Source organism: Siccirubricoccus deserti (assembly GCF_014283215.1).
GTDB classification, from domain to species: Bacteria; Pseudomonadota; Alphaproteobacteria; order Acetobacterales; family Acetobacteraceae; genus Siccirubricoccus; species Siccirubricoccus deserti.
Genome location: NZ_JACOMF010000004.1, coordinates 222,544 through 243,685, shown reverse-complemented (window position 1 = coordinate 243,685; position 21,142 = coordinate 222,544). Strand labels below are relative to the sequence as shown.

At 69.7% G+C, this 21,142-nt stretch carries 21 protein-coding genes and 1 pseudogene; 11 read left to right on the top strand and 11 right to left on the bottom strand.

Annotated elements, in window-relative coordinates; translation table 11 throughout:
• Positions 1-20 precede the first annotated feature (20 nt).
• A pseudogene (locus tag H7965_RS05880) lies at positions 21-1,099 on the top strand (LLM class flavin-dependent oxidoreductase).
• 176 nt (positions 1,100-1,275) lie between these two features.
• Here the strand turns inward: H7965_RS05880 and H7965_RS05875 are convergent.
• Positions 1,276-2,700 (bottom strand): MDR family MFS transporter, encoded by a 1,425-nt coding sequence (locus H7965_RS05875; RefSeq protein WP_186769610.1) that lies wholly within the window; start codon positions 2,698-2,700, stop codon positions 1,276-1,278.
• 202 nt (positions 2,701-2,902) lie between these two features.
• On the opposite strand from H7965_RS05875, the gene H7965_RS05870 reads away from it, so the two are divergent.
• The 7 genes from H7965_RS05870 (at position 2,903) to H7965_RS05840 (ending at position 10,885) form a co-directional block, all read left to right on the top strand.
• Positions 2,903-3,760: an NAD-dependent epimerase/dehydratase family protein gene (locus H7965_RS05870; protein WP_186769609.1), complete on the top strand. Its 858-nt coding sequence runs from the start codon at positions 2,903-2,905 to the stop codon at positions 3,758-3,760.
• A 3-nt stretch (positions 3,761-3,763) separates the two neighbouring features.
• Complete coding sequence (locus tag H7965_RS05865) at positions 3,764-4,630, top strand: aldose epimerase family protein (protein WP_186769608.1); 867 nt, start codon at positions 3,764-3,766, stop codon at positions 4,628-4,630.
• A 542-nt stretch (positions 4,631-5,172) separates the two neighbouring features.
• A complete protein-coding gene (locus H7965_RS05860) occupies positions 5,173-6,621 on the top strand; it encodes a DUF3140 domain-containing protein (protein WP_186769607.1) in 1,449 nt (482 codons plus the stop codon).
• A gap of 102 nt (positions 6,622-6,723) precedes the next feature.
• Positions 6,724-7,560 (top strand): DUF1217 domain-containing protein, encoded by an 837-nt coding sequence (locus H7965_RS05855; protein ID WP_186769606.1) that lies wholly within the window; start codon positions 6,724-6,726, stop codon positions 7,558-7,560.
• A 118-nt stretch (positions 7,561-7,678) separates the two neighbouring features.
• Complete coding sequence (locus tag H7965_RS05850; RefSeq protein WP_186769605.1) at positions 7,679-8,854, top strand: phosphoserine transaminase; 1,176 nt, start codon at positions 7,679-7,681, stop codon at positions 8,852-8,854.
• Positions 8,854-10,440 (top strand): phosphoglycerate dehydrogenase, encoded by a 1,587-nt coding sequence (serA, locus tag H7965_RS05845; RefSeq protein WP_186769604.1) that lies wholly within the window; start codon positions 8,854-8,856, stop codon positions 10,438-10,440. The genes H7965_RS05850 and serA overlap by 1 nt, the downstream gene beginning before the upstream one ends.
• Positions 10,441-10,513: 73 nt before the next feature.
• Entirely contained in the window at positions 10,514-10,885 is a 372-nt protein-coding gene (locus H7965_RS05840; RefSeq protein WP_186769603.1) for a YybH family protein, read from the top strand.
• A 101-nt stretch (positions 10,886-10,986) separates the two neighbouring features.
• Here the strand turns inward: H7965_RS05840 and H7965_RS05835 are convergent, their stop codons facing one another.
• On the bottom strand, positions 10,987-11,781 hold the full coding sequence (locus H7965_RS05835) for an enoyl-CoA hydratase (RefSeq protein ID WP_186769602.1): 795 nt from the start codon (positions 11,779-11,781) through the stop codon (positions 10,987-10,989).
• Between the two features lie 124 nt (positions 11,782-11,905).
• Here H7965_RS05835 and H7965_RS05830 point away from each other — a divergent pair, with 124 nt between their 5' ends.
• The gene (locus H7965_RS05830; RefSeq protein ID WP_186769601.1) at positions 11,906-12,988 is read left to right on the top strand and encodes a Zn-dependent alcohol dehydrogenase; all 1,083 of its coding nucleotides are present in this window, start codon (positions 11,906-11,908) and stop codon (positions 12,986-12,988) included.
• 119 nt (positions 12,989-13,107) lie between these two features.
• Here the strand turns inward: H7965_RS05830 and H7965_RS05825 are convergent, their stop codons facing one another.
• The 6 genes from H7965_RS05825 to H7965_RS05800 all read right to left on the bottom strand — a co-directional run bounded on the left by H7965_RS05825 (position 13,108) and on the right by H7965_RS05800 (position 18,683).
• On the bottom strand, positions 13,108-13,647 hold the full coding sequence (locus tag H7965_RS05825) for a hypothetical protein (protein WP_186769600.1): 540 nt from the start codon (positions 13,645-13,647) through the stop codon (positions 13,108-13,110).
• Between the two features lie 357 nt (positions 13,648-14,004).
• Complete coding sequence (locus H7965_RS05820; protein WP_186769599.1) at positions 14,005-15,162, bottom strand: OmpA family protein; 1,158 nt, start codon at positions 15,160-15,162, stop codon at positions 14,005-14,007.
• A gap of 482 nt (positions 15,163-15,644) precedes the next feature.
• Positions 15,645-16,682 carry an OmpA family protein gene (locus tag H7965_RS05815; RefSeq protein WP_186769598.1) on the bottom strand — a complete coding sequence of 346 codons (1,038 nt, stop codon included), beginning with the start codon at positions 16,680-16,682 and terminating at the stop codon, positions 15,645-15,647.
• Between the two features lie 177 nt (positions 16,683-16,859).
• Positions 16,860-17,996, bottom strand: coding sequence for a 5-(carboxyamino)imidazole ribonucleotide synthase (locus H7965_RS05810; protein ID WP_186769597.1), 1,137 nt, complete (start codon positions 17,994-17,996; stop codon positions 16,860-16,862).
• Positions 17,993-18,448: a 5-(carboxyamino)imidazole ribonucleotide mutase gene (gene purE / locus H7965_RS05805; RefSeq protein ID WP_229682480.1), complete on the bottom strand. Its 456-nt coding sequence runs from the start codon at positions 18,446-18,448 to the stop codon at positions 17,993-17,995. Before purE ends, H7965_RS05810 begins: the two co-directional genes overlap by 4 nt.
• A gap of 34 nt (positions 18,449-18,482) precedes the next feature.
• Complete coding sequence (locus tag H7965_RS05800) at positions 18,483-18,683, bottom strand: YdcH family protein (protein WP_186769595.1); 201 nt, start codon at positions 18,681-18,683, stop codon at positions 18,483-18,485.
• 157 nt (positions 18,684-18,840) lie between these two features.
• Between H7965_RS05800 and H7965_RS05795 the strand changes: the two genes are divergently transcribed.
• A complete protein-coding gene (locus H7965_RS05795) occupies positions 18,841-19,011 on the top strand; it encodes a YdcH family protein (protein WP_186769594.1) in 171 nt (56 codons plus the stop codon).
• Positions 19,012-19,027: 16 nt separating this feature from the next.
• Here the strand turns inward: H7965_RS05795 and H7965_RS05790 are convergent, their stop codons facing one another.
• Positions 19,028-19,606, bottom strand: a complete 579-nt coding sequence (locus H7965_RS05790; protein ID WP_186769593.1) for a DUF1013 domain-containing protein — start codon at positions 19,604-19,606, stop codon at positions 19,028-19,030.
• Between the two features lie 138 nt (positions 19,607-19,744).
• Here H7965_RS05790 and H7965_RS05785 point away from each other — a divergent pair, with 138 nt between their 5' ends.
• On the top strand, positions 19,745-19,942 hold the full coding sequence (locus H7965_RS05785; protein WP_186769592.1) for a DUF1192 family protein: 198 nt from the start codon (positions 19,745-19,747) through the stop codon (positions 19,940-19,942).
• A gap of 77 nt (positions 19,943-20,019) precedes the next feature.
• Here the strand turns inward: H7965_RS05785 and H7965_RS05780 are convergent, their stop codons facing one another.
• Positions 20,020-20,514 carry an Hsp20 family protein gene (locus H7965_RS05780; protein WP_186769591.1) on the bottom strand — a complete coding sequence of 165 codons (495 nt, stop codon included), beginning with the start codon at positions 20,512-20,514 and terminating at the stop codon, positions 20,020-20,022.
• 213 nt (positions 20,515-20,727) lie between these two features.
• Positions 20,728-20,955 (bottom strand): 50S ribosomal protein L31, encoded by a 228-nt coding sequence (gene rpmE / locus H7965_RS05775; RefSeq protein WP_186769590.1) that lies wholly within the window; start codon positions 20,953-20,955, stop codon positions 20,728-20,730.
• Between the last annotated feature and the right edge of the window lie 187 nt (positions 20,956-21,142).

Below are 21,142 nucleotides of genomic sequence, written 5' to 3'. Positions count from 1 at the left end.
GGACAAAAGCGTCCGGGGAAATGGTCATGGAATTCGGCGTCCTCTTCACCTCCCACCCCAATCCGCAGGAAGAGCCCTACCCCCATCACGGCGTGCACGCCCGCACCACGGCAGAGGTCGAGGCGGCGGAACGGCTTGGCTTCGACACCGCCTGGATCGCCGAGCATCATTTCTCCACCGGCTACGGCATCATGCCGGATTGCTTCGCCTACCTGGCCTATCTCGCGGCCCGTACCTCACGCATCAGTTGGCAGCCGGGGTCATCACCCTGCCGCTCTACGACCCGATCCGGGTGGTGGAGAATGCCTCCTTCGTCGACGTGCTCTCGAACGGACGGCTGCGGCTCGGCATCGGCTCGGGCTACCGGCCTTATGAGTTCACCGGGCTTGGCCGCGATTTCGACAGCCGGCGCGACCAGGTGGAGGAAGCCGTCGGGCTGATGTTCGAGGCCTTCCACCGCCGCCGCTGGACCCATGAAGGCAGGCATTACCGCGGCACCGTCGAAGGTCCGTATGAGATGCTGCCGGTGCCGGTGCAGGCGCCGCATCCGCCGCTCTACATGGCCGGCGGCACCGACCGCTCCATCGGCTATGCCGGGCGCCACGGCTTCGGGCTGATGCTCTCGACCCTGCCCTCGGCCGAGACCCTGGCGCGGCAGATCGCCATCTACCGCGCTGCCCTGGCCGAGGCGCCGGCGCAGCTCCGCACCAACCCGGCGGCTGGCGATGTGGACATCGCCCGCTACGTCTATGTGGCGGAGACCGACGCCGCGGCGCGCGCCGACACCGAGGAGCACATCCTTCGTCACATCACGCATTTCGGCGGCAGCGGCACCGGCGGCTATCTCGGCAGCGTCTCGGAGAAAGGACAGGAGCTGCGCTACGAGGATCTGCTGGAGACCACCCTGCTGCATGGCTCAGCCGAGACCATCATCGCCAAGCTGCGGGCGCTGCAGGCGAAGACCGGCATGACCAGCCTGCTGCTGCACTACCCGCCCTATTACGGCGCCGCGAAGATTACCCGCAGCCTGCAGCTCTTCGCCGAGCGGGTGATTCCGGCCTTCCGCCCGCCGAGCGGCGCGCGGGTCACGGCGGCGTAGCGCCTACGGGAGGGAGCATCGCCCTCGCAGGCGGTGCTATCAGGTTGTCGCGGTGAAGGCGGAGGGTCGTATCTGCCCCAGCCGGTACGCTGAAGGCAGGAGCGCCTGTGATTCGCCGCGGAAGGCGTGCCGAGGCGCCGATCGAGAGCGATCAGCGGCCGGTTCCTGCGGGCGATCTAATCCCGCCCGCGCAACGGAATCTCCTTCAGCGCCAGCCCGGCCAGCAGCGACAGCCCGGCGACCACCGCCGCCGCCTCGAACACCATGGCGAAGGCCGGCTCCGCCGCCGCGCCGGTCGCCCCGGCCGGCAGCGCGCCGAGCAGCAGGGAGGAAAGGAAGGCCACCCCGAAGGCGCCGCCCATCAGCCGGAAGAACATCATGCAGGCGATGCCGATGCCGCCGTCCCGCGGCTCCAGCGCATTCTGGATGGTGATGGTGATGGGCGAGAATTGGCAGCCGAAGGACAGCCCCAGCAGCAGCGTCACCACGCTGTCCTGCACCAGTGAATGGCCGAGGCCGAGCCAGGCGATGACCAGGCACATCCCCACCGCGACGCTGCTGCCGAGCAGGGATAGGAAGCGGTAGCGCCCGGTCGCGCTTACCGCCTGGCCGGCCAGGAAGCTGCCGATGACGTTGCCGAGCGTCATCGCTATCATCCGGAGGCCGGCATCCTTGGCGGAAAGCCCGCCGACCAGCTGGTAGTGCAGCGGCACCAGGATCACCAGCGCCATCATCACCATCGATGCCAGGGCGGTGATGCAGATGGCGGCGGTGAAGATCCGGTTGGCGAAGAGGTGCAGCGGCAGCATCGGCTGCGATGCGACCCTCTCCTGCAGGATCAGCGCCACCAGGAAGGCCAGCCCCAGCCCGAAGCACAGCAGCGCCTCCGGCGCCAGCCAGGAGCCGGCGCGCTGGACGAAGGTGATGCCGAGCAGCATCGGCGTGCAGGACAACACGATCAGCGCCGCCCCCAGCCAGTCGATCTTCGGCCGCTTGCCCGGCAGCGGCAGCCTGCGCAGCTGGAAATACGTCGCGGCGAACGCCGCGGCGCCGAGCGGCAGGTTCACCCAGAAGATCCAGTGCCAGGACAGGTACTCGACGAACAGCCCGCCCAGCACCGGGCCGATGATGTTGGCGGTGGCGAAGGTCGCGGAGAGGTAGCCCTGCACCTTGCCGCGTTCCCGCGGCGGCAGGATGTCGCCGACCACGGCCAGGGCGATGGCCCTGAGCCCGCCGCCGCCGAGCCCCTGCACCACCCGTGCCGCGATCAGTGCCAGCATGGTCGGCGCCAGCGCCGAGAGCACCGCGCCGACCACGAAGACCGTCACCGAGACCAGCAGCACCGGTCTCCTGCCATAGAGGTCGGACAGCCGCCCGTAGATCGGCGTCGTCACCGTGGAGGCGATGAGATAGGCCGAGACCACCCAGGGCATCAGATCCCAGCCGCCGAGATCTCCGGCGATGGAGGAGAGCGCCGTCGCCACGATGGTCTGATCGAGACTCGACAGGAACAGCGCCAGGGTCAGCCCGAGGACGATGGTACGCACCTCGCGCTGCGTGAAGCCGGGGCGAGGGGGGATGACGTCCGGGGTGTCGCGCACCGCCTGACGCTAGAGCAAACCCCATCGGGGAGGAAACACCCCTCGGCGGGCCTTGCCCCGCGGCCGCTCGCGCCGGCGTCGCCGGGGCGGCACGGCGGCCACGCTGCCCGGCCGATGTGGCCGGGGCGTCGCGCCGCGGTGGCATCGGCCGCCACGCCGCCGCAGAATGCCGCCCTACGTCCCGGCAAGAGGTGTCCGCACCATGGCCCACCCGCAGAAACCCGTCCTGCTCACCGGTGCTTCCGGCAATCTCGGCAGGGTGCTGGCGCAGGGGTTGGCAGCACAGGGCTGGACCCTGCGGCTGACCGACATCGCCCCCTTCCCGGACCCGCTGCCGCCGCGCGCCCGCTTCGTGCAGGCGGACCTCAATGACGGCGTCGCGCTGCTGCGCCAGGCGGAAGGGTGCGGAGCCATCCTGCATTTCGGCGGCATCAGCGTGGAGCAGCCCTTCGAGACCGTGCTCGGGCCCAACCTGCGCGGCCTGTATCATGTGTATGAGGCGGCCCGGCGAGAGGGCGCACGGGTCCTGTTCGCCTCCTCGAACCACGCGATCGGATTCCACGAGCGGCCGGACGCCTCTGGACCGCAGGGCAATGCTCCGAAGCTCGACGTCGATTGCGCCTTGCGCCCGGATGGCTATTACGGCCTGTCCAAGGCCTATGGCGAGTTGATGGGCCGCACGTATTGGGACAAGCATGGCGTCGAGAACGTCAACTGCCGGATCGGCTCCTGCTTCCCGAAGCCGGTGAATGCGCGAATGCTCTCCACCTGGCTGTCTTTCGGCGACCTGATCAGGCTGGCGACCGCGGCGGTGCTGGCGCCGCGCAGCGGGCATTGCGTCATCTGGGCGTGTTCCGACAACCCGGCCAGTTTTTGGGGCAAGGACCACCGCGACCGCATCGGCTGGCAGCCGCAGGACAGCGCCGAGGCATATCGGGCGGAGGTCGGCCACATTGTCTCGGGCGATCCGGTCGAGGAACGCTACCAGGGCGGCGGCTACGCCAGCATCGGGTATTCCCGCAGCGCGCCCTCGCCGCGCGATGCTTTCGCGCTCGATTGATCGATGGCGGCTGACCGAGTCGCGCTGGAAGCCGGTGAATGGTCGGCGGCGCTGTTGCCGGCGCAGGGCGGCGCCTTCGCCGCGCTCACCTGGCGCGGGATCGACCTGCTGATGCCGCTGCCCGCTGGTGCCGACCCCAATACCAGCTTCTGTGGCGCCTTCACCATGGCGCCCTGGGCCAATCGCCTGGATGGCGGGATGCTGCCGGTTGCCGGCACCACCTACCACCTGCCGGTGAACCGCCCGGCCGATGGCACCGCCATCCATGGCCTGGTGCGCGATGCGCACTGGCAGGTGGAACAGGCGACGCCGGCGCATGTGGTGCTGACCCAGGCGATGGATACCGCACCGCTCGGCATCCCCTGGCGTTTCACCACACGACTCGAATTGCAGCTGGCCGGCGGCGCGGCGACGCTCGCGCTGCGGCTGGTGAATGACGGCGCGCAGCCGTTTCCCTTCGGTCTCGGCTGGCACCCCTTCTTCCTGCGGCCGCCGGGGACGCGGCTGCACCTGCACGCCACGACGCTGTTCGCCCGCGACGCGCGGACCCTGCCGGTGGCGGCGCAGCCCACGGCCGGCATCGATGGCGACGAGGCCGCCTATGAGGGGCTGGACACGCATTTCGCCGGCTGGGATGGCGTGGCGACGATCATCCGGCCCGATTGCGCGCTGCGAATCGAAGCCAGCGGCGCCTGGGCGCACAACCTCCAGCTCTTCGCCCCAGCCGGCGGCAAGGTGCTCTGCATCGAGCCGGTGAGTCATCTGCCGGATGCGCCGAACCGCCCGGCGCTCGCCACCTTCGGACCGATGACGATGCTGCTGCCGGGCGAGTCGCTGGATGCGCGGTTGCGCCTGACCGCGACGCGCTGAGCCCTCTGGTCACATGTCGCGCGCAATCGGCGGTGAAATGCGCCGCGCGATGCGGCGCGCGGGAACGCTTGCCGTGGCGTGACGTTGCGAGATTCAACACGACCTGCAGGGAGGGGCACAGCGCACATGCCAGGCACTGCGCGGAAGACCAACCCCGCACTTTGGGAAGCGGTGAAGGCGCAGGTCACCGCGCGGACAACGGCGGTGCGCCCGGCCAGTGCTCCGCCCGCAAGGCGCAACTCGCCGCCGGAATACCAGCGACGCGGCGGTGGCTATGCCGGGCCGAAAGCCCCTGGCAATCACCTCGACCGCTGGGCGCGGGAGGCGTGGGGCACGCGCTCCGGCAAGGCATCGGGCGAGATCGGTAAGCGCTACCTCCCACGCGCCGCGTGCGAGGCGCCGGCCAAGGAGGAATACACCGGAGCACCGCCGCCAAGCGGCGCGACAAGGCCGCCGGGCGGCAGTTCTCCGCCCAGCCGCCCGATGTCGCGGCAAAGGCCGCAGCGGCGCGGCACCCAAAGGCAAGGGAGCAGAGGGATCGCATGGAACAGGACGAGCCGCAGGGCATCGCCGCGGATTTCCGCGCCCTGGTGAACATCCCCGCCGCCGAGTTGCGGCGCTGGCTGGAGACCGAGGAAAGCCGCTCCGTCGGCTTCACCCCGACAGGCGAGGATGAGGCGGTGGGCCACCAATCCGGCCGCCGCATCCTCGAGATCCTCGAAGGCGGCGAGGCGGAGGAGGACTTCCTGCGCGTGGTGGTGGGCTACATCCGTCGCCATCTGGCGCAGCGACCGGAGGGCGACATCGCGGCGACGCGTTGGCGCTACTCGCTGATGAATTGGGGGCACGACCCCCAGCAACAGGAGGCCATGATGCAGGACAACGACACGCAGCCCGCCGAAGGCGAGGAGAACGGTCCGCAGGCCGGGTCCGAGGCGCCGGCTTCCGAGATGCCGGCAGAGCCGGCGCCGAAGCGCCGCCGCGCCGCGCCGCGCCGTCGTGCGGATGGTGCGGAGACGGAGGCGGCGCCGCGTCGCAGCCGCCGCACCAGTTCCACGGCCGAGGAGGGCGGCACCCCGGCAGCCGTCCGCAAGCCGACCCGCCGCACCGCGACACGTTCGGCGCAGGCCGAGGCCGGCCGCGAGGCCGGTGGCGCCGGCGCGGCACGCAAGGCATCCGCGACCCGCGGCACCGGCGCGAAGAGCGCGGCGCGGGCTGGCGCGGCGAAGCGTACGACCCGCACCGCTGCCGGCGCCGCCCGGACCCCCGCCAAGCGGGCAACCGGTGCCGCCGGGCGCACCGCGGCGGCGGCCAAGGGCGGTCGGGCCAGCGCCGGCACGGCCAAGCGGGCGGGGACGGCAACGACGCGGCGTTCCACCGCCAAGGGAGCCGCCGGGCGCACCGCGGCGGCCGCCAAGGGTGGGCGGGCCAGCGGCGCCTCGAAGCGCGCGACCGGCACGGCGACGAAGCGTGCCACTGGCACGACGGCGAAGCGTGCCACTGGCACGACGGCGAAGCGCGGCACTGCCGCGACCGCGAAGCGCGCCACCGGAGCGGCGGCGACGCGGCGTTCCACCGCCAAGGGAGCCGCCGGGCGCACCGCGGCGGCCGCCAAGGGCGGGCGGGCCAGCGGCGCCTCGAAGCGCGCGACCGGCACGGCTACGAAGCGCGCGACCGGCACGACGGCGAAGCGTACCACTGGCACGACGGCGAAGCGTGCCACTGGCACGGCTACGAAGCGTGCGACCGGCACGGCGGCGAAGCGCGCGACCGGCACGACGGCGAAGCGTGCCACTGGCACGGCGGCGAAGCGCGCCACTGGCGCGGCAACGAAGCCTGCGGCCGGTGCGGCTGCCAAGCGCGCCAACGGCGCGGCGACGAAGCGCGGCGCCTCGAAGGGCGCGGCAGGCCGCACTCCCGCGGCAGCCAAGGGCGGGCGTGCTGCCTCCAGCAGTCGCGGCACCGGCGCGCGCCGTCGTCCGCGCGGGTGACGCAACGGGGCGGGCCGGGAAGGGGGCGCCTTCCCGGCCCGCTGCCGTGCGTTAACCGAGGCTTCAGCAGGTTGGGACCATGCTCCGACGGTCCTCCCGTGGATGCCCGGCACCCCGAATGCGCCCGTCGTCACCTCCCCTGACAGCATCGCCGCCATGGCGTTGAGCGCGGCCCTGCTATCCAGCCTGTTCGGCGGGACGCCGGCTGCGGCCACCACCGGCGATGCCGCCTCCGCCGTGCTGGCGCTGAAGGCGGCGCAGGCGAAGGATGCCGAGGCCCGGGGTGTCGCCGCGGAGCGCAAGGATCCCGTCACCATCACCGCGCTCCAGCAATTCCAGAAGGCGCTGGACAAGGCCAAGGATGTGAACTCGGCGCTGCGCGATCCGCGCATCCTGGCCGTGCTGCTGCCCTCGCTCGGGCTGAGCGACCAGTTGCAGTATCCCGGGCTGGTGCAGAAGGCGTTGATGGCCGATCCGGCCGACAGCAAGGGGCTGCTCGCCAAACTCGACAGCCGCTTCAAGGCGGCGGCCACCTCGCTCGACCTGCGCACCAAGGGGCTGGATGCGCTGAAGGACCCGGCCTTCCAGAAGACGCTGACCGAGGGCTACCTGCAGTACCAGTATCAGCGCGGGCTGGACGAGAAGAACGCTGGCCTCTCCGACGCGCTCTATTTCATTAAGAATGCCCCGGGCGCGACGGACGTCTACAATATCCTCGGCAACTCGGTGATGCGCCGGGTGGTGACCAAGGCGCTCGGGCTGCCGGATGCCATGGCGGTGCAATCGGTCGAAACCCAGGCACGGGCCATCACCGCCCGGCTCAAGCTGGCGGATCTGAACGACCCGAGGAAATTGCAGCAGATCGCCCAGCGCTACGTCATGGCCAAGGCCAATGAGGGCGGCGGCGCCAGCAGCCCGCTGCTGTCATTGCTGGCCTGAGCCGGCAGCGGGCCTCCGGTCGCACGGAACGCTTGCGTCATCGCCGGCCGAGGCGTACCTCCCGCCCCGGGCCACGCCCCCCCACCGGGGCGCATTCGCTTCTGGAAGGGAGCCGCATATGGCGATCGCCACCAAGCCGGACCTGCGTCCGGCCAATCCGAAATTCTCCTCCGGCCCCTGTGCCAAGCGTCCCGGTTGGACGCTGGATGCGCTCTCGGGCGCCTTCCTCGGCCGTAGCCATCGCGCCAAGGACCCCAAGGCCCGGCTCGCCGAGGTGATCGAGCGCAGCAAGGCGCTGCTCGGCCTGCCCGAAGGCTGGCGGCTCGGCATCGTCCCCGCCTCCGATACCGGCGCGGTGGAGATGGCGCTGTGGTCCCTGCTCGGCGCCCGCGGCGTCGACGTGCTGGCCTGGGAGAGCTTCTCCAAGGATTGGGCGACCGACATCCTGAAGCAATTGAAGCTGGCGGATGTCCGGCTGATCGAGGCGCCCTACGGAAGGCTGCCGGCGCTGGCGGCCGATGGCACGCGCGACCTGGTCTTCGTCTGGAACGGCACCACCAGCGGCGTCCGCCTGCCGAACGCCGATTTCATCCCGGATGCGCGCGAGGGGCTGGCGATCTGCGATGCCACCAGCGCCGCCTTCGCCATGGACCTGCCCTGGCACAAGCTCGATGTCGTCACCTGGTCCTGGCAGAAGGTGCTGGGCGGCGAGGCGGCGCATGGCATGCTGGCGCTGTCGCCGCGGGCCGTCGCCCGGTTGGAGAGCTACACCCCATCCTGGCCGATGCCGAAGATCTTCCGCATGACCAAGGCTGGCCGCCTCAACGAGGGCATCTTCAAGGGGGAGACGATCAACACCCCCTCCATGCTCGCGGTGGAGGATGCGGTGGACGGGCTGCGCTGGGCCGAGAGCGTCGGCGGCCTCAAAAGGCTGATCGCGCGGTCGGAAGCCAACCTTGCCGCCATCGCCGGCTGGGTGGCGAAGACGCCCTGGGTGGATTTCCTCGCCGAGGATCCGGCCACGCGCTCCTGCACTTCGATCTGCCTGAAGATCGTCGCACCCTGGTTCCAGGTGCTGGACGCCGAGGCGCAGTCCGCGACAGCCAAGAAACTCGCCACGCTGCTGGAGAAGGAGGGCGTCGCCCTCGACGCCGGTGCCTATCGCGATGCCCCGCCCGGCCTTCGCATCTGGGGCGGCGCCACGGTGGAGACCGCCGACATCCAGGCGCTGCTGCCCTGGCTGGACTGGGCCTTCGCCCAGGTTGAAGCCGAAGCCGCGAAGGTGGCCGCGTGATGCCGAAGGTCCTCATCTCCGACAAGCTCTCCCCCGCCGCGGTTGAGATCTTCCGCCGCCGCGGCATAGAGGTGGAGTTCCGCCCCGGCCTCTCCCCGGCCGAGCTGCGCGCCATCATCGGCCCCTTTGACGGCCTCGCGGTGCGCAGCGCCACCAAGGTCACCCGCGAGCTGATGGAGGCGGCGCCGAATCTGAAGGTGGTCGGCCGCGCCGGCATCGGCGTCGACAATGTGGATGTCACCAGCGCCACCGCCCGCGGCGTGGTGGTGATGAACACCCCCTACGGCAACGCCATCACCACCGCCGAGCATGCGATCGCCATGATGTTCGCGCTGGCCCGGCAGTTGCCGGAGGCCAGCGCCAGCACCAAGGCCGGGAAGTGGGAGAAGAACCGCTTCATGGGCGTCGAGCTGTTCGGCAAGACGCTCGGGCTGATCGGCTGCGGCAACATCGGCTCCATCGTCGCCGATCGCGCGGTCGGGCTGCACATGAAGGTCGTCGCCTTTGACCCCTTCCTGTCGGAGAAGCGCGCGGTCGAGCTGGGCGTCGAGAAGGTCGAGCTGAACGAGCTGCTGGAGCGGGCCGATTTCATCACCCTGCACACGCCGCTGACCGACCAGACCCGCAACATCCTCAGCCGTGCCAATCTGGCGAAGCTGAAGAAGGGCGTCCGCATCATCAACTGCGCCCGCGGCGGGCTGGTGGATGAAGCGGCGCTGTATGACGCGCTGAAATCCGGCCACGTCGCCGGCGCCGCGCTCGACGTGTTCGAAACCGAGCCGGCGACCGACAGCCCGTTGTTCACGCTGGAGAACGTGGTCTGCACCCCGCACCTTGGCGCCGCGACGGCCGAGGCGCAGGAGAATGTGGCGCTGCAGGTCGCCGACCAGATGGCCGACTACCTGCTGAGCGGCGCGGTCTCCAACGCCATCAACATGCCGAGCGTGACCGCCGAGGAGGCGCCGCGCCTCAAGCCCTACATGGAGCTGGCGCGGCTGCTGGGCGCCATGGCCGGGCAGCTGACCCAGGCGCAGGATGGCGCGCTGAAGGCGATCCGGGTCGAATACGAGGGCCATGTCGCCGAGCTGAACCGCCGGCCGCTGACCGCGGCGGGGCTGGCCGGCGTGCTCGGCCCGCTGCTCGGCGCCGTCAACATGGTCAACGCCCCAGTGGTGGCGAAGGAGCGCGGCATCTCGGTGGCCGAGACCGTACACGAGCGCCGCGGCGACTACGCCAGCCTGCTGCGGGTCACGGTGGTGACCGACCGCTACGAACGCAGCGTCGCCGGCACGCTGGTGGGCGAGGCCAAGCCGCGTCTTGTCGAGATCAAGGGCATTGCGGTGGAGGCGGATTTCGCCGCCGACATGCTCTACGTCACCAACCACGACCGGCCAGGCTTCATCGGCCGCTTCGGCATGGTGCTGGCGAATGCCGGCATCAACATCGCCACCTTCCACCTGGGCCGCGCGGCGCAGGGCGGTGATGCCATTTGCCTGGTCTCGCTGGACGGGCCGATCCCCGAGCCGGTGCTGGCCGAGGTCCGCGCCCTGCCGCTGGTGGTGCAGGCGGTGCCGCTGCGGTTCTGAGCGACGTCACCCGGGTGTGATGCCGCGGCCCATCCTGCCGGTGCAAACCTGCAACGGCAGGATGGAGGCGCACATGTCCAACGAGGCATTCGGCAGGACCAATCGCATCTTCGAGGAGGCGGTCATTGCCCGCCGCGAGTTCGGCGCCCTGGACCAGGTCTACACCGCCAATGCCCGGCTGCTGTCGCCCGGTGTCCCGGCGATCACCGGCTTGGCAGGCATCCGGGAATACTGGAGTTCGGCCGTCGCCGGGCTGGGCGTGACGGGGGCGAAGCTGCATTCGCTGGAGCTGACCGTGACCGGAGACCGTGCCGCGGAAGTCGGCCGCGCCGAGATCTTCACTGCCCCGGGCGCCGCGCCCGTATCGCTGAAATATGTCGTTCTCTGGAAGCGGGAGGGCGATGCGTGGAAGTGGGACGTCGATTGCTGGAACATGGACGCCTGACCGGCACGGCAAGCTGATCCGCCGTCCGGGCCGGCGGCGAGCCCGGCAGCCTGATGGCCGCCGGGCGATCCCGAACGCATCATACAGTAAGGGGCAGCGGCTCAGCGCCCCTTGAACACCGGCGGGCGCTTCTCGACGAAGGCGCGGAGGGCTTCCTTGTGGTCCTCGGTCTCGCGGGTGCGCATCATGCCGATCGCTTCGGCGTCCAGCGCCTCGGCCAGCGTGCCTTCCTCGGCCACCTTCATGTTGCGCTTCATGTAGCGCCAGGCGACGCGCGGGCCTCGGCCGAGCTGGGTCGCGAGCGCCATGGTCGCCTCCCGCAGCTCGGCGTCGGGCACCACGCGGTTGACCAGGCCGAGCTTCTCCAGCGCCTCGCAATCCAGCTTGGCGCTGGTGAAGTACAGCTCCCGCGCCTTGGCCGGGCCGAGCAGCTTGGCCAGGAAGTAGTGGCCGCCGAAATCGCCGGAGAAGCCCATGTTGGCGAAGGCGGTGGTCATTCGCGCGCTGGTGCCGGCGATGCGCATGTCGCAGGCCAGCGCCAGCGACATCCCGGCGCCGGCGGCGACGCCGTTCAGCATGGCGATGGTCGGCTTCGGCATCTCATGCAGCAGGCGGGAGCATTCCATGCGGCTGCGCAGCTCATCGGCGCCAGCCTCGGGCGTAACCGGCGGCGGCTTGGCGCCGCTGGCCCGGGCCTTCATGTCGCCGCCCGCCGAGAAGCCACGCCCGGCCCCGGTCAGCACCACGCAGCCGATCTCGGGGTCGGTCGCGGCACCCTGCAGGGCTTCCAGCAAATCCCACATCATCCGGCCGCCGAGCGCGTTCAGCACCTCGGGCCGGTTCATCGTCAGCAGCAGCACGCCCTCGGTGCGCTCCTGCAGCAGCTCGGGTGCCATGGTGTTCCTCCGTCTGATCCCGTTCTGGAATCTATACCGGGACGCCGTGCTAGGCTCCACCGGACCCGGTCCGATTGTGGCGCGTAACGCGGCCGGACGACACACAAGAGGGGGGAGAGCCGCCATGAAGGCCGCCGTGCTGCACGAGGTCAACCAGCCGCTGACCGTGGAAGAGGTCACGCTGCAGAAGCCCAAGGCGCGGGAGGTGCTGGTGCGCACCGCCTTTGCCGGGCTCTGCCACAGCGACCTGCATTTCATCGAGGGGCTCTACCCCCACCCGATGCCCACCGTCCCTGGCCATGAGGTCGCCGGGGTGGTCGAGCAGGTCGGCGCCGATGTCACCTACCTCAAGCCCGGCGACCATGTGATCGGCTGCCTGTCGGTGTTCTGCGGTGCCTGCGCGCAATGCACCTCCGGCCGGACGGTGCTGTGCGAGAACACCGAGGTGAAGATGGTGCCCGGCCAGTCGCGCCGCCTGTCCTGGAAGGACGGCGAGGTGATGCACCAATTCCTCAACCTCTCGGCCTTCGCCGAGCAGATGCTGGTGCATGAGAATGCGCTGGTGAGGATCGACCCGGAGGTGCCGCTGGACCGTGCCACCCTGGTCGGCTGCGGCGTCATCACCGGGGTCGGTGCGGTGATCAACACAGCGCGGATCGAGGCGGGCTCGACCGTCGCGGTCATCGGCTGCGGCGGCGTCGGGCTGTCCGCCATCAACGGCGCGGCGCTGGCCGGCGCCTCCCGCATCATCGCCCTCGATACCCTGCCGGAGAAGCTGGAACTGGCGAAGACCATGGGCGCCACCGACACCGTGCTGGTCGGCAATGACGACCCGGTGCTGGCGGTAAGGGAGCTGACCGGCGGCGGCGTCCACTACAGCTTCGAGGCGCTGGGCCTGAAGAAGACCGCCGAGCAGAGCTTCGCCATGCTGCGCCCGGGCGGCACCGCGACGATCATCGGCATGGTCCCCTTCGGCACCAAGATCGAGCTGCATGGCTACGATTTCCTGCGCGAGCGGAGGATCCAGGGCTCCTCCATGGGCTCCAACCACTTCCGCACCGACATGCCGCGGCTGCTGACCCTGTGGCAGCAGGGGCGGCTGCACCTCGACCACCTGATCAGCGGCCAGCTCAGGCTGGCGGAGATCAACGAGGGCTTCGCCCGGTTGAAGGGCGGCCATGTGGTGCGGCAGTTGATTGCCTTCTGACAGCCGCGGCCTGGCCCTTGCGGGTTCAGGTTACCCGCAAGCGCCCCGCGATCTGACAAGGTACGCAAAAGCGCGCTCGGGCCGATCAGGAACCAGCCCTTTGGCGTGAATGCGATGGATCAGCGGCGGCGATCGAGCCGGTCGAGCTCGGCCGCCACCGCCCCCGCTGCCTCGGATGTACGCGGCAGTCGCGGCATGGCGCCGAGCCGGGCGAGGGTCACGGTCGGTCCGGCGGTGAAGGCCTGGCCGCTGAGCGCCGCCTCCGCCGCCGCCCGGCTGCCACGCCGCAAGGCCTCGGCGGTGCGACGCATCGCCTCGATGACCAGCGGCGGCGCGGCGGTGTCGGCGATGCCGAGGAAGCCTCGCATCTCCGCCCGCGCCATCTGCAATTGCTGCAATACCGAGGGGCTGACCTCCGGCGCGTAGCGCGGGCTGGTGGCCAGCTCATTGGCCAGGAATTCGAGCTGTTCAACGGCCACCGCAGCCTCGGCCGGACGGCCGTTCCAGCGGCTGGTGTCGCCGAGATTGCGCGGCGCGTATAGCGCAGCGCCACGCACTGGATCGCCGATGCCGAACAGGTAATCCGCTGTTGGGTCGCTGGCGCAGCCGCCGAGCGCGAGCAGTGCCGCCAAAGTGCGCCGCCGGGACAATGCTGTCACGAACACGGGAGCCTAGGTACGTAACGGGGCGGGCGGCGTTCGGTCCTGATCGAAACGCAACGGAAGGCACCCATGCGCGGCATCCTGCTTTGGCTTCTCGGTCTCCCCATTCCAATCATCATCCTGCTTTATCTGTTCAACGTTCTCTAATCCGAGCCAGGCGCAGCGCCGCCGAGGGCTGCACCGGCAGATCGGGGGCGTCCCGGCACCTATGGCTGGCGGCTGACCCAGGCGCGTTGCGCCACGCGCCTCGAAGTCCTTCTGGCGACCGCTCCGAGGTTGCGCGCCGGGATGCGAATTGAACAGGGGGCGCCTTGCGGCGCCCCCCCTTCACGGCAGTGCTTCGACGCGTCCTGCTCAGCGCAGGACGATCTCCACACGCCGGTTCTGCGGCTCGCGCACGCCATCGGCGGTCGGCACCAGCGGCCGGCTCTCGCCGAAGGCGGTGACGGTGATCTCGTTCCGGCTGATGCCGCGGGCCACCAGCTCGCCGGCCACCGCATCGGCGCGGCGCTGTGACAGGCGCTGGTTGTACTGCGGCGTGCCGGAACGGTCGGCGTGGCCGGCCACTTCGATGCGGGTGGACTGCACCCGACGCGAGTTGGTCGCCGCCTCGCCGATGATCTCGCGGGCACGGGCGGTCAGGTCGGCACGGTCCCAGTCAAAGAACACCAGGTAGGTCCGGGCCGGCGCCGGAGCCGGGGCAACCGCCGGGGCCTGGGCGACCGGCGGCGGTGGCGCCGGCGGCTGGAACAGCGCGTAGCGCAGGCCAAGCATGACCGAGTGGTTGTACTTCTCCACCTCGATCGTGCCGGCTGCCACTGCGTTGCCGGTGGCAGGGTTGCTGACCGTCGTGAAGATCTCCGGCTGCAGGGTGCCCATGAACCGGTATTCGGCGGTCAGGGTCAGGCCGGTGATGCCAAGCCAGGTGAGCGGGGTGGCGACGCCGGCAATGGCTTGATAGGCGAATTGCCCATCGGTGTCGTTGGCGTTGAAGACCAGGCCGTTGGCTGCGCTCACGCCACGCATGTTGCGGAAATCGGTCCAGACATAGCCGACGCCCGCGCCGACATAAGGCTGGAAGATGCTCTGGCCCAGGCCGAAGTTGGCGAAGTCGAAGTCATAGAAGGCGTTCACCATGACGCCGTAGCTTTGCTGGAACCCGCCGGTGCGACCGACCGGCGCCAGGCCGAAGCCGCGGATGCTGTCGACCTCGTTGCTGCGGTAATTGCCTTCGACTTCCGCTCGGACGCCATTGCCGAAGCCCCAGCCGATGCTGACCACGCCGGCCCAGCCAGTCTCGAAATTGGCTTTGCCGGCATTGTTGATCTGGACGCCCGGCGGCAGCCCGAAGTTACCGGCGACGGTATTGCCGGAAATGTCCCACCGTTCCGGATTGTTGATCCAGTTCACGCCGGCGCCAGCGCCGATGTAGAGGCCGGTGACTGGCTGGGCATTCGCCAGGGCCGGCACCGACAGCAGCGCTGTAGCCAGCAGGGCCCTTTTAAAGTTCATTGGTCATCTCCGTTGCAACGACGCAACTGCCAGGGCGAAGCGGGAAACCGGTGCTCCAACAGTATGCGGTCGCTACCTCAATGAAGCTGGCCGCTCCGGGTTCGCCGGGGCTGATGCATCGCTGCCGCCTGTTGCCGCCAAGCCACAGAGTCCAGCGCCGGCCGGCGTAAGGTGCAGTACACGGCGCCGGCAATGCGGGTGATTTTGTCGCGCAGCATTAAATTGCCTGCCGTTGCCATAACCTACGGTCGCAATTTTGGATTGCGAGGGCGGCGGGCTTGGCCGCCCGACGTCCCTGGATCGAGAGTTCGCTGCGCGCGAAACGTTGATGACCACCGTTGGGCCAAAGCCGCCGCGATGCGGCCGGCGCTGCTGCTGTCCGGACTGCGGCAGTGCTGAACGTGATGCGCTGCACCCTTGACGCAAAAAGGGGCGCCGCGAGGCGCCCCTTTCCGGTCAATGCGAAGAGGTCGGTCTGCGGCTTAGCGCAGAACGATCTCGACGCGGCGGTTCTGCGGCTCGCGCACGCCATCGGCGGTCGGCACCAGCGGGCGGCTCTCGCCGAAGGCGGTGACGGTGATGGCGGTGCGGGCAACGCCGCGGCGGACCAGCTCGGCCGCCACCGCATCGGCGCGGCGCTGCGACAGGCGCTGGTTGTACTGCGGCGTGCCGGAGCGGTCGGCGTGCCCGGCCACTTCGATGCGGGTGGACTGCACCCGCGGCGCGGCGGAGGCGGCCTCGGCGACGATCTGCCGGGCGCGGTCGGTCAGGTCGGCCCGATCCCAATCGAAGAACACCAGATAGGTGCGGGCGATGGCGGGCTCCGGCGCAACCGGGGCCGGGGCCACGACCGGCGCCGGGGCCGGGGTGTTGAAGGCGTAGCGCAGGCCGATCAGCACGCTGTGGTTGTAGTTGGTCGGCTTCACGGTGGTGGAGCCGATGTTGCTGGTCACCCGGAACTCAGGGTCCAGCGTGCCGTAGAAGCGGTACTCGGCGGTCGCCGCCAGGCCGGGCACCATGCGGGTGAGGTTGTAGGACACGCCGGCGATGCCCTGGTAGGCGAACTGGCTGTCGGTGTCGTCGACCCGACCCGTCACGCCACCCGGACCGGCGAGGCGGACGTTCTTCGCCTCGACCCAGCCGTAGCCGACGCCGACGCCGACGTAGGGGGACAGGGCGCCCATGTTGAAGTCATACAGCGCGTTGACCATCACGCCGTAGTTGTTGAGGTAGCCGCTGGAGCCGGCGCGGACGCCGCTGACCGTGACGCGGTCGACCGCGTTCTGGCGGTAGTTGCCCTCGACCTCGGCGCGGAGACCGTTGCCGAAGCCCCAGCCGATGGAGGCCAGGCCGACGCCGCCGACATCCTCGTAGCGCACGCGGGTGCCGCTGTCGTTGGAATCCTGGTGGAAGTTCAGGCCAGCGCCGGCGCCGACGTAGAGGCCCGTGACGGGCTGGGCCTGCGCGGCCACCGGCAGCGCCAGCACCGTAGCGGCCAGAAGGGCCTTCTTGAGGTTCATCCTCACATTCTCCTCGGATTCATAGAGGCTGACAGCCACTGCGCCGTACCGCATCAAGGTCGGGTCGCAACGCTGCATCGATTACAACCTAGCATCGGAAGCGATCCGTGGCACCCGGGGAACGACCAAATCCGGATCGATGTGGCGCTGATGCCACAGGCGGTCATGGCAAATTCGTCACAGCCTGGACAGAAGCTCCGCTTCGTCCTGCGTCGCCATCGATTCGTAAGGAAAAAGCCGGTTTGCATGACCCAGCTTGCGGCCGGGCCGGGCCTCCGCCTTGCCGTAGAGGTGCGGCACCACATCCGGTTCAGCCAGCAGCGCGGGCCATAGCGCCAGCCCCTCGGTCCCGACCAGGTTCTTCATCACCACGTCGTGATGACGAGCCGGCGATGCCAGAGGCAACCCGGCGACTGCGCGGATATGCTGGCCGAACTGGCTGGTGGCGCAGCCGTCCATGGTCCAGTGGCCGGAGTTGTGCGGCCGCGGCGCGATCTCGTTGCCCAGCAGCCTGCCGTCCGCAAGCAGGAAGAGCTCCAGCGCCAGCACGCCGACCAGGCCGAGTTCCGTCGCCACCGAAGCGGCATGGCCACGTGCCTGTTCCGCTACCGCCGCTGGCACCCGCGCCGGGGCGAAGCTGAGATCGAGGATATGGTTGCGATGACGGTTCTCCACCGCGTCATAGACCGCGACCGCGCCATCGGCGCCACGGGCGACGATCGCCGAGAGCTCCGCCACGAAGGGCACGAAGGCTTCCAGGATCAACGGCTTCGGCGCCAGCCTGGCGAAAGCCTCGGCGGCTTCCGCCGGGGTGCGGACGACCGCCTGGCCGCGGCCGTCGTAGCCGAGGCGGGTGGTCTTCAGCACCGCCGGCAGGCCGACGGTGGCGATGGCCTCGGCCAGCCCGGCCTCCGACTCGACCCCGCGCCAGGAGGCAACCGGTACCCCGGCGCGTTCCAGGAAGGATTTCTCGGCCAGCCGGTCCTGGCAGACCCGAAGCACCCCGACGCCGGGGCGGCAGGGGGCGAGGGGTTCCAGCGCCGCCAGGGTCTCGGCCGGGACATTCTCGAATTCGAAGGTCACCACATCCACCGCGGCGGCGAAGCGCGCCAGGGCGGCGGCATCCTCATAGGCCGCGACGGTGGCGGCGGCGGCCACCTGCATGCCAGGGCTGTCGGCGTCCGGCGCGAAGACGTGGCAGCGGTAGCCGAGCTGGGCCGCCGCCATCGCCGACATCCGGCCGAGCTGGCCGCCGCCGAGGATGCCGATGGTGCTGCCCGGCGGCAATGGGAAGGAGCCCGCGGCCTGGCTCATGCCGGCTCGTCCGGCACGCCAGCGGTCTGCGCCACCCGCCATTCATCCAGCCGCTGCGCCAGCGCGGGATCCGAGAGTGCCAGGATCGCCGCCGCCAGCAGTGCCGCGTTGATAGCGCCGGCGCGGCCGATGGCCAGTGTCCCGACCGGTACGCCGCCCGGCATCTGGACGATCGACAGCAGGCTGTCCATGCCCTTCAGAGCATGGCTTTCCACCGGCACGCCGAGCACCGGCAGCGGGGTCATCGCCGCCGCCATGCCCGGCAGGTGCGCCGCCCCGCCGGCCCCGGCAATGATCACCCGGAGGCCGCGGTCGCGGGCGCCGCTGGCGTATTCCACCAACCGCGCCGGGGTGCGGTGGGCCGAGACGACCCGGGTTTCATGCGGAACGCCCAGCTTTTCCAGCGTCTCGGCGGCATGGCGCATCGTCTCCCAATCGGAGCGGCTGCCCATAATGATGCCGACCACGGGGGTGGCCAGGCCGGACTCAGGCGATGATGTCAGGGACAAGCCGGCTCTCCAGCCAGGTGATCTCATCCTTCAGCTTCAGCTTGCGCTTCTTCAGCCGCTGCAACTGCAGCTGATCCGATCGGGCGCCTTCCAGCCGGGCGATGACGGTGTCCAGGTCGCGATGCTCGCTCCGCATCTCGTGTAGGCGGCGCAGCAAGGATTCACGATCATCGAGCATCGGGGCGGGGGCTCGGGCGCTGAAGGAAAGGGTGCAATCCGATGGAGGCCGCCATTACCATGCCCCGGCGCGGGCGCAACAGTGCGCCATCGCCCTCTGCCAACGGCCATGCCAATCCAGAACTGCCCAGCGATACAACTGCAAAGGAGGTTGCCGCATGCACGAAGGTCCGAGGCTCCGCTCACTTGAGCAACGGCACGCGGTGCTTGAACGGCAAATCGGCGAGGAGGATGCCCGGCCTAAACCGGATGAGACGATGCTCACCCGGCTGAAACTCGAAAAATTGCGACTGAAGGAGGAGATCGAACGGCTTCGCCGCAGCGACTGACCCGACACGCCTGGCTTCAGGCCGCGTTCTCCTCGGCCGGGTCCGGGTAGGCCGGGGGGGGCGCGGTATCCGGCGCGCGATCGCCGGCGGCGATCAGCGCCGCGTTCAGGTCGGACTGACTGCAGAGGCCAAGGATCACCGGGTCGCGCGGCTTGATGTTGGCGCTGTTCCAATGGGTCCTGTCGCGCACCTTGGCGATCGTTTCCTTGGTGGTGCCGAGCAGCTTGCCGATTGCCACATCGGTCAGCTGCGGATGGTTCCGCAGTACCCAGGCGATGGCGTCCGGCCGGTCGTTGCGCTTGGAAACCGGGGTATATTTGGCCCCCTTGCCGCGGGCCTTGGGCGTCGGCAGGGCCGTCGTGGAGAGGTGCAGCCGGGCGTTCGGATCGGCCTCGCAGCGGGCGATCTCCTCGCGCGTGACCTGGCCGTTGAGAACCGGGTCGTAACCAATGATGCCCTGAGCCACCTCGCCGTCGGCGATGGCCTGTACCTCGAGCGGGTGCATGCCGACGAAATCCGCAACCTGCTCGAAGGTCAGGGAAGTCTTTTCGATCAGCCACACGGCGGTGGCCTTCGGCATCAGAGGCTGGGTCATGGAATGAACCTTCCGGAAGGCGCGGGGCAGGCAGCCGCGCCGCGGCAATGGCGTGGCATATAGAGGCGGTGCCGGACCGGGTCAAAGCCCGCAACGGAAAAGGAATTGCCCGTCCTGGCGCGTGAGGGAGGAATGCGCATGATCGAGGAGGAACGCCCACGGCCGGTCACCGGCTTCACACCCGCGGTGCTGGACAGTTGGGGTGTGGCAGAATTGCGCGATTACATCGCCCGGCTGCAGGCGGAGATCGCCCGGGCCGAAGCGGCGATTGCGACGCGGGAGGCGCATCGGGGCGCGGTGGATGCGCTGTTCCGCCGGCCGCCCGGCGCTGGCTGACGGAGGCAGAAAAAGGCCGGCGGGATGACCCGCCGGCCGGGTCGGCGCCCGTCGTGACCGGGCACCAATCGCTCAGCTCAGGCGGCCGCGGCCTGCGGCGCCTGGGTGTTGTCCGCCTGCGGCGCCGGGGCATCGTTCGCCAGCGCCGGCCGGCGGCTCTGCACCTCGATCCGGCGCGGCTTCAGCGCTTCCGGCACCACCCGCTTGAGGCCGAGCTGCAACAGCCCGTTCTCGAGCTGGGCGCCATCGACCACGATATGGTCGGCGAGAACGAAGCGCCGCTCGAAGGCGCGGCCGGCGATTCCACGGTGCAGGAAGCTGCGGCCCTCCTCCGGCTGCGGGGCGCGGCCGGTGATGGTCAGGACATTGTCCCGCGCCACGATATCGAGGTCGGCCTCGCCGAAGCCGGCAACAGCCATGGTCAGGACATAGGTGTCCTCACCGGTCTTCTCGATGTTGTAGGGGGGGTAGCCCTGGTTTTCGGTGGAGGTGCGCGCCGTCTCCAGCACACGGGCCAACCGGTCGAAGCCGATTGCAGTGCGGAACAGGGGCGAGAAATCGAGAGCATTCATGGTCTGGAACCTCCTGACGGGAGCAAGGTCCGATTGATCCGGCGGCTCCTCGCCAGTCGGCCCCATGCGGGCACCGGATGGCGGCGGGAACCGCGCCAGGAACCCCGAGCGGGCATTCCTGACAGGGCGAAATTGGCAAACGCCGCCCCCCGGTTCAAGAGGGGCGGCGCTGCCGAAAAACACCGATAGGGCGACGGCGAAGCGGTCGCCAGGCTACTTCTTGCGGGCGCCGATGCCGGCGAATTTCTTGTTGAACTTGGCCACCTGGCCGCCGGTGTCCATCACCCGCTGCACGCCGGTCCAGGCCGGATGCGACTTCGGATCGATATCGAGGCGGATTGTATCGCCCGCCTTGCCGTAGCAGGACCGCGTCTTGTACGTGGTGCCGTCGGTCATCACGACGTTGATCTCGTGGTACTCGGGATGGATGTCGGACTTCATGGCGTGCTCGTGCGTTCAAGTGCCGCCGATACCGACCGGCCGCAGGAAGGGGGCCGTATAAGGGAAGGGGTCAGAGGGCGCAACCGCGCCCGCCCGGGGCAGGGTGCGCCAGCGCGTCAGCGGCGCCCGCGATGCCACTTCACCAGTGCCGCACCGGACCCCAAGGCCGATGCCGGCCAAGGCTCCC

Excerpts from the sequence above, each read along its gene's own strand:
- H7965_RS05870 (WP_186769609.1), top strand. The coding sequence starts at position 2,903 with ATGGCCCACCCGCAGAAACCCGTCCTGCTCACCGGTGCTTCCGGCAAT.
- H7965_RS05865 (WP_186769608.1), top strand. The coding sequence starts at position 3,764 with ATGGCGGCTGACCGAGTCGCGCTGGAAGCCGGTGAATGGTCGGCGGCG.
- H7965_RS05860 (WP_186769607.1), top strand. The coding sequence starts at position 5,173 with ATGGAACAGGACGAGCCGCAGGGCATCGCCGCGGATTTCCGCGCCCTG.
- H7965_RS05855 (WP_186769606.1), top strand. The coding sequence starts at position 6,724 with ATGCCCGGCACCCCGAATGCGCCCGTCGTCACCTCCCCTGACAGCATC.
- H7965_RS05850 (WP_186769605.1), top strand. The coding sequence starts at position 7,679 with ATGGCGATCGCCACCAAGCCGGACCTGCGTCCGGCCAATCCGAAATTC.
- serA (WP_186769604.1), top strand. The coding sequence starts at position 8,854 with ATGCCGAAGGTCCTCATCTCCGACAAGCTCTCCCCCGCCGCGGTTGAG.
- H7965_RS05840 (WP_186769603.1), top strand. The coding sequence starts at position 10,514 with ATGTCCAACGAGGCATTCGGCAGGACCAATCGCATCTTCGAGGAGGCG.
- H7965_RS05835 (WP_186769602.1), bottom strand. The coding sequence starts at position 11,781 with ATGGCACCCGAGCTGCTGCAGGAGCGCACCGAGGGCGTGCTGCTGCTG.
- H7965_RS05830 (WP_186769601.1), top strand. The coding sequence starts at position 11,906 with ATGAAGGCCGCCGTGCTGCACGAGGTCAACCAGCCGCTGACCGTGGAA.
- H7965_RS05820 (WP_186769599.1), bottom strand. The coding sequence starts at position 15,162 with ATGAACTTTAAAAGGGCCCTGCTGGCTACAGCGCTGCTGTCGGTGCCG.
- H7965_RS05815 (WP_186769598.1), bottom strand. The coding sequence starts at position 16,682 with ATGAACCTCAAGAAGGCCCTTCTGGCCGCTACGGTGCTGGCGCTGCCG.
- H7965_RS05810 (WP_186769597.1), bottom strand. The coding sequence starts at position 17,996 with ATGAGCCAGGCCGCGGGCTCCTTCCCATTGCCGCCGGGCAGCACCATC.
- purE (WP_229682480.1), bottom strand. The coding sequence starts at position 18,448 with ATGGGCAGCCGCTCCGATTGGGAGACGATGCGCCATGCCGCCGAGACG.
- H7965_RS05800 (WP_186769595.1), bottom strand. The coding sequence starts at position 18,683 with ATGCTCGATGATCGTGAATCCTTGCTGCGCCGCCTACACGAGATGCGG.
- H7965_RS05795 (WP_186769594.1), top strand. The coding sequence starts at position 18,841 with ATGCACGAAGGTCCGAGGCTCCGCTCACTTGAGCAACGGCACGCGGTG.
- H7965_RS05790 (WP_186769593.1), bottom strand. The coding sequence starts at position 19,606 with ATGACCCAGCCTCTGATGCCGAAGGCCACCGCCGTGTGGCTGATCGAA.
- H7965_RS05785 (WP_186769592.1), top strand. The coding sequence starts at position 19,745 with ATGATCGAGGAGGAACGCCCACGGCCGGTCACCGGCTTCACACCCGCG.
- H7965_RS05780 (WP_186769591.1), bottom strand. The coding sequence starts at position 20,514 with ATGAATGCTCTCGATTTCTCGCCCCTGTTCCGCACTGCAATCGGCTTC.
- rpmE (WP_186769590.1), bottom strand. The coding sequence starts at position 20,955 with ATGAAGTCCGACATCCATCCCGAGTACCACGAGATCAACGTCGTGATG.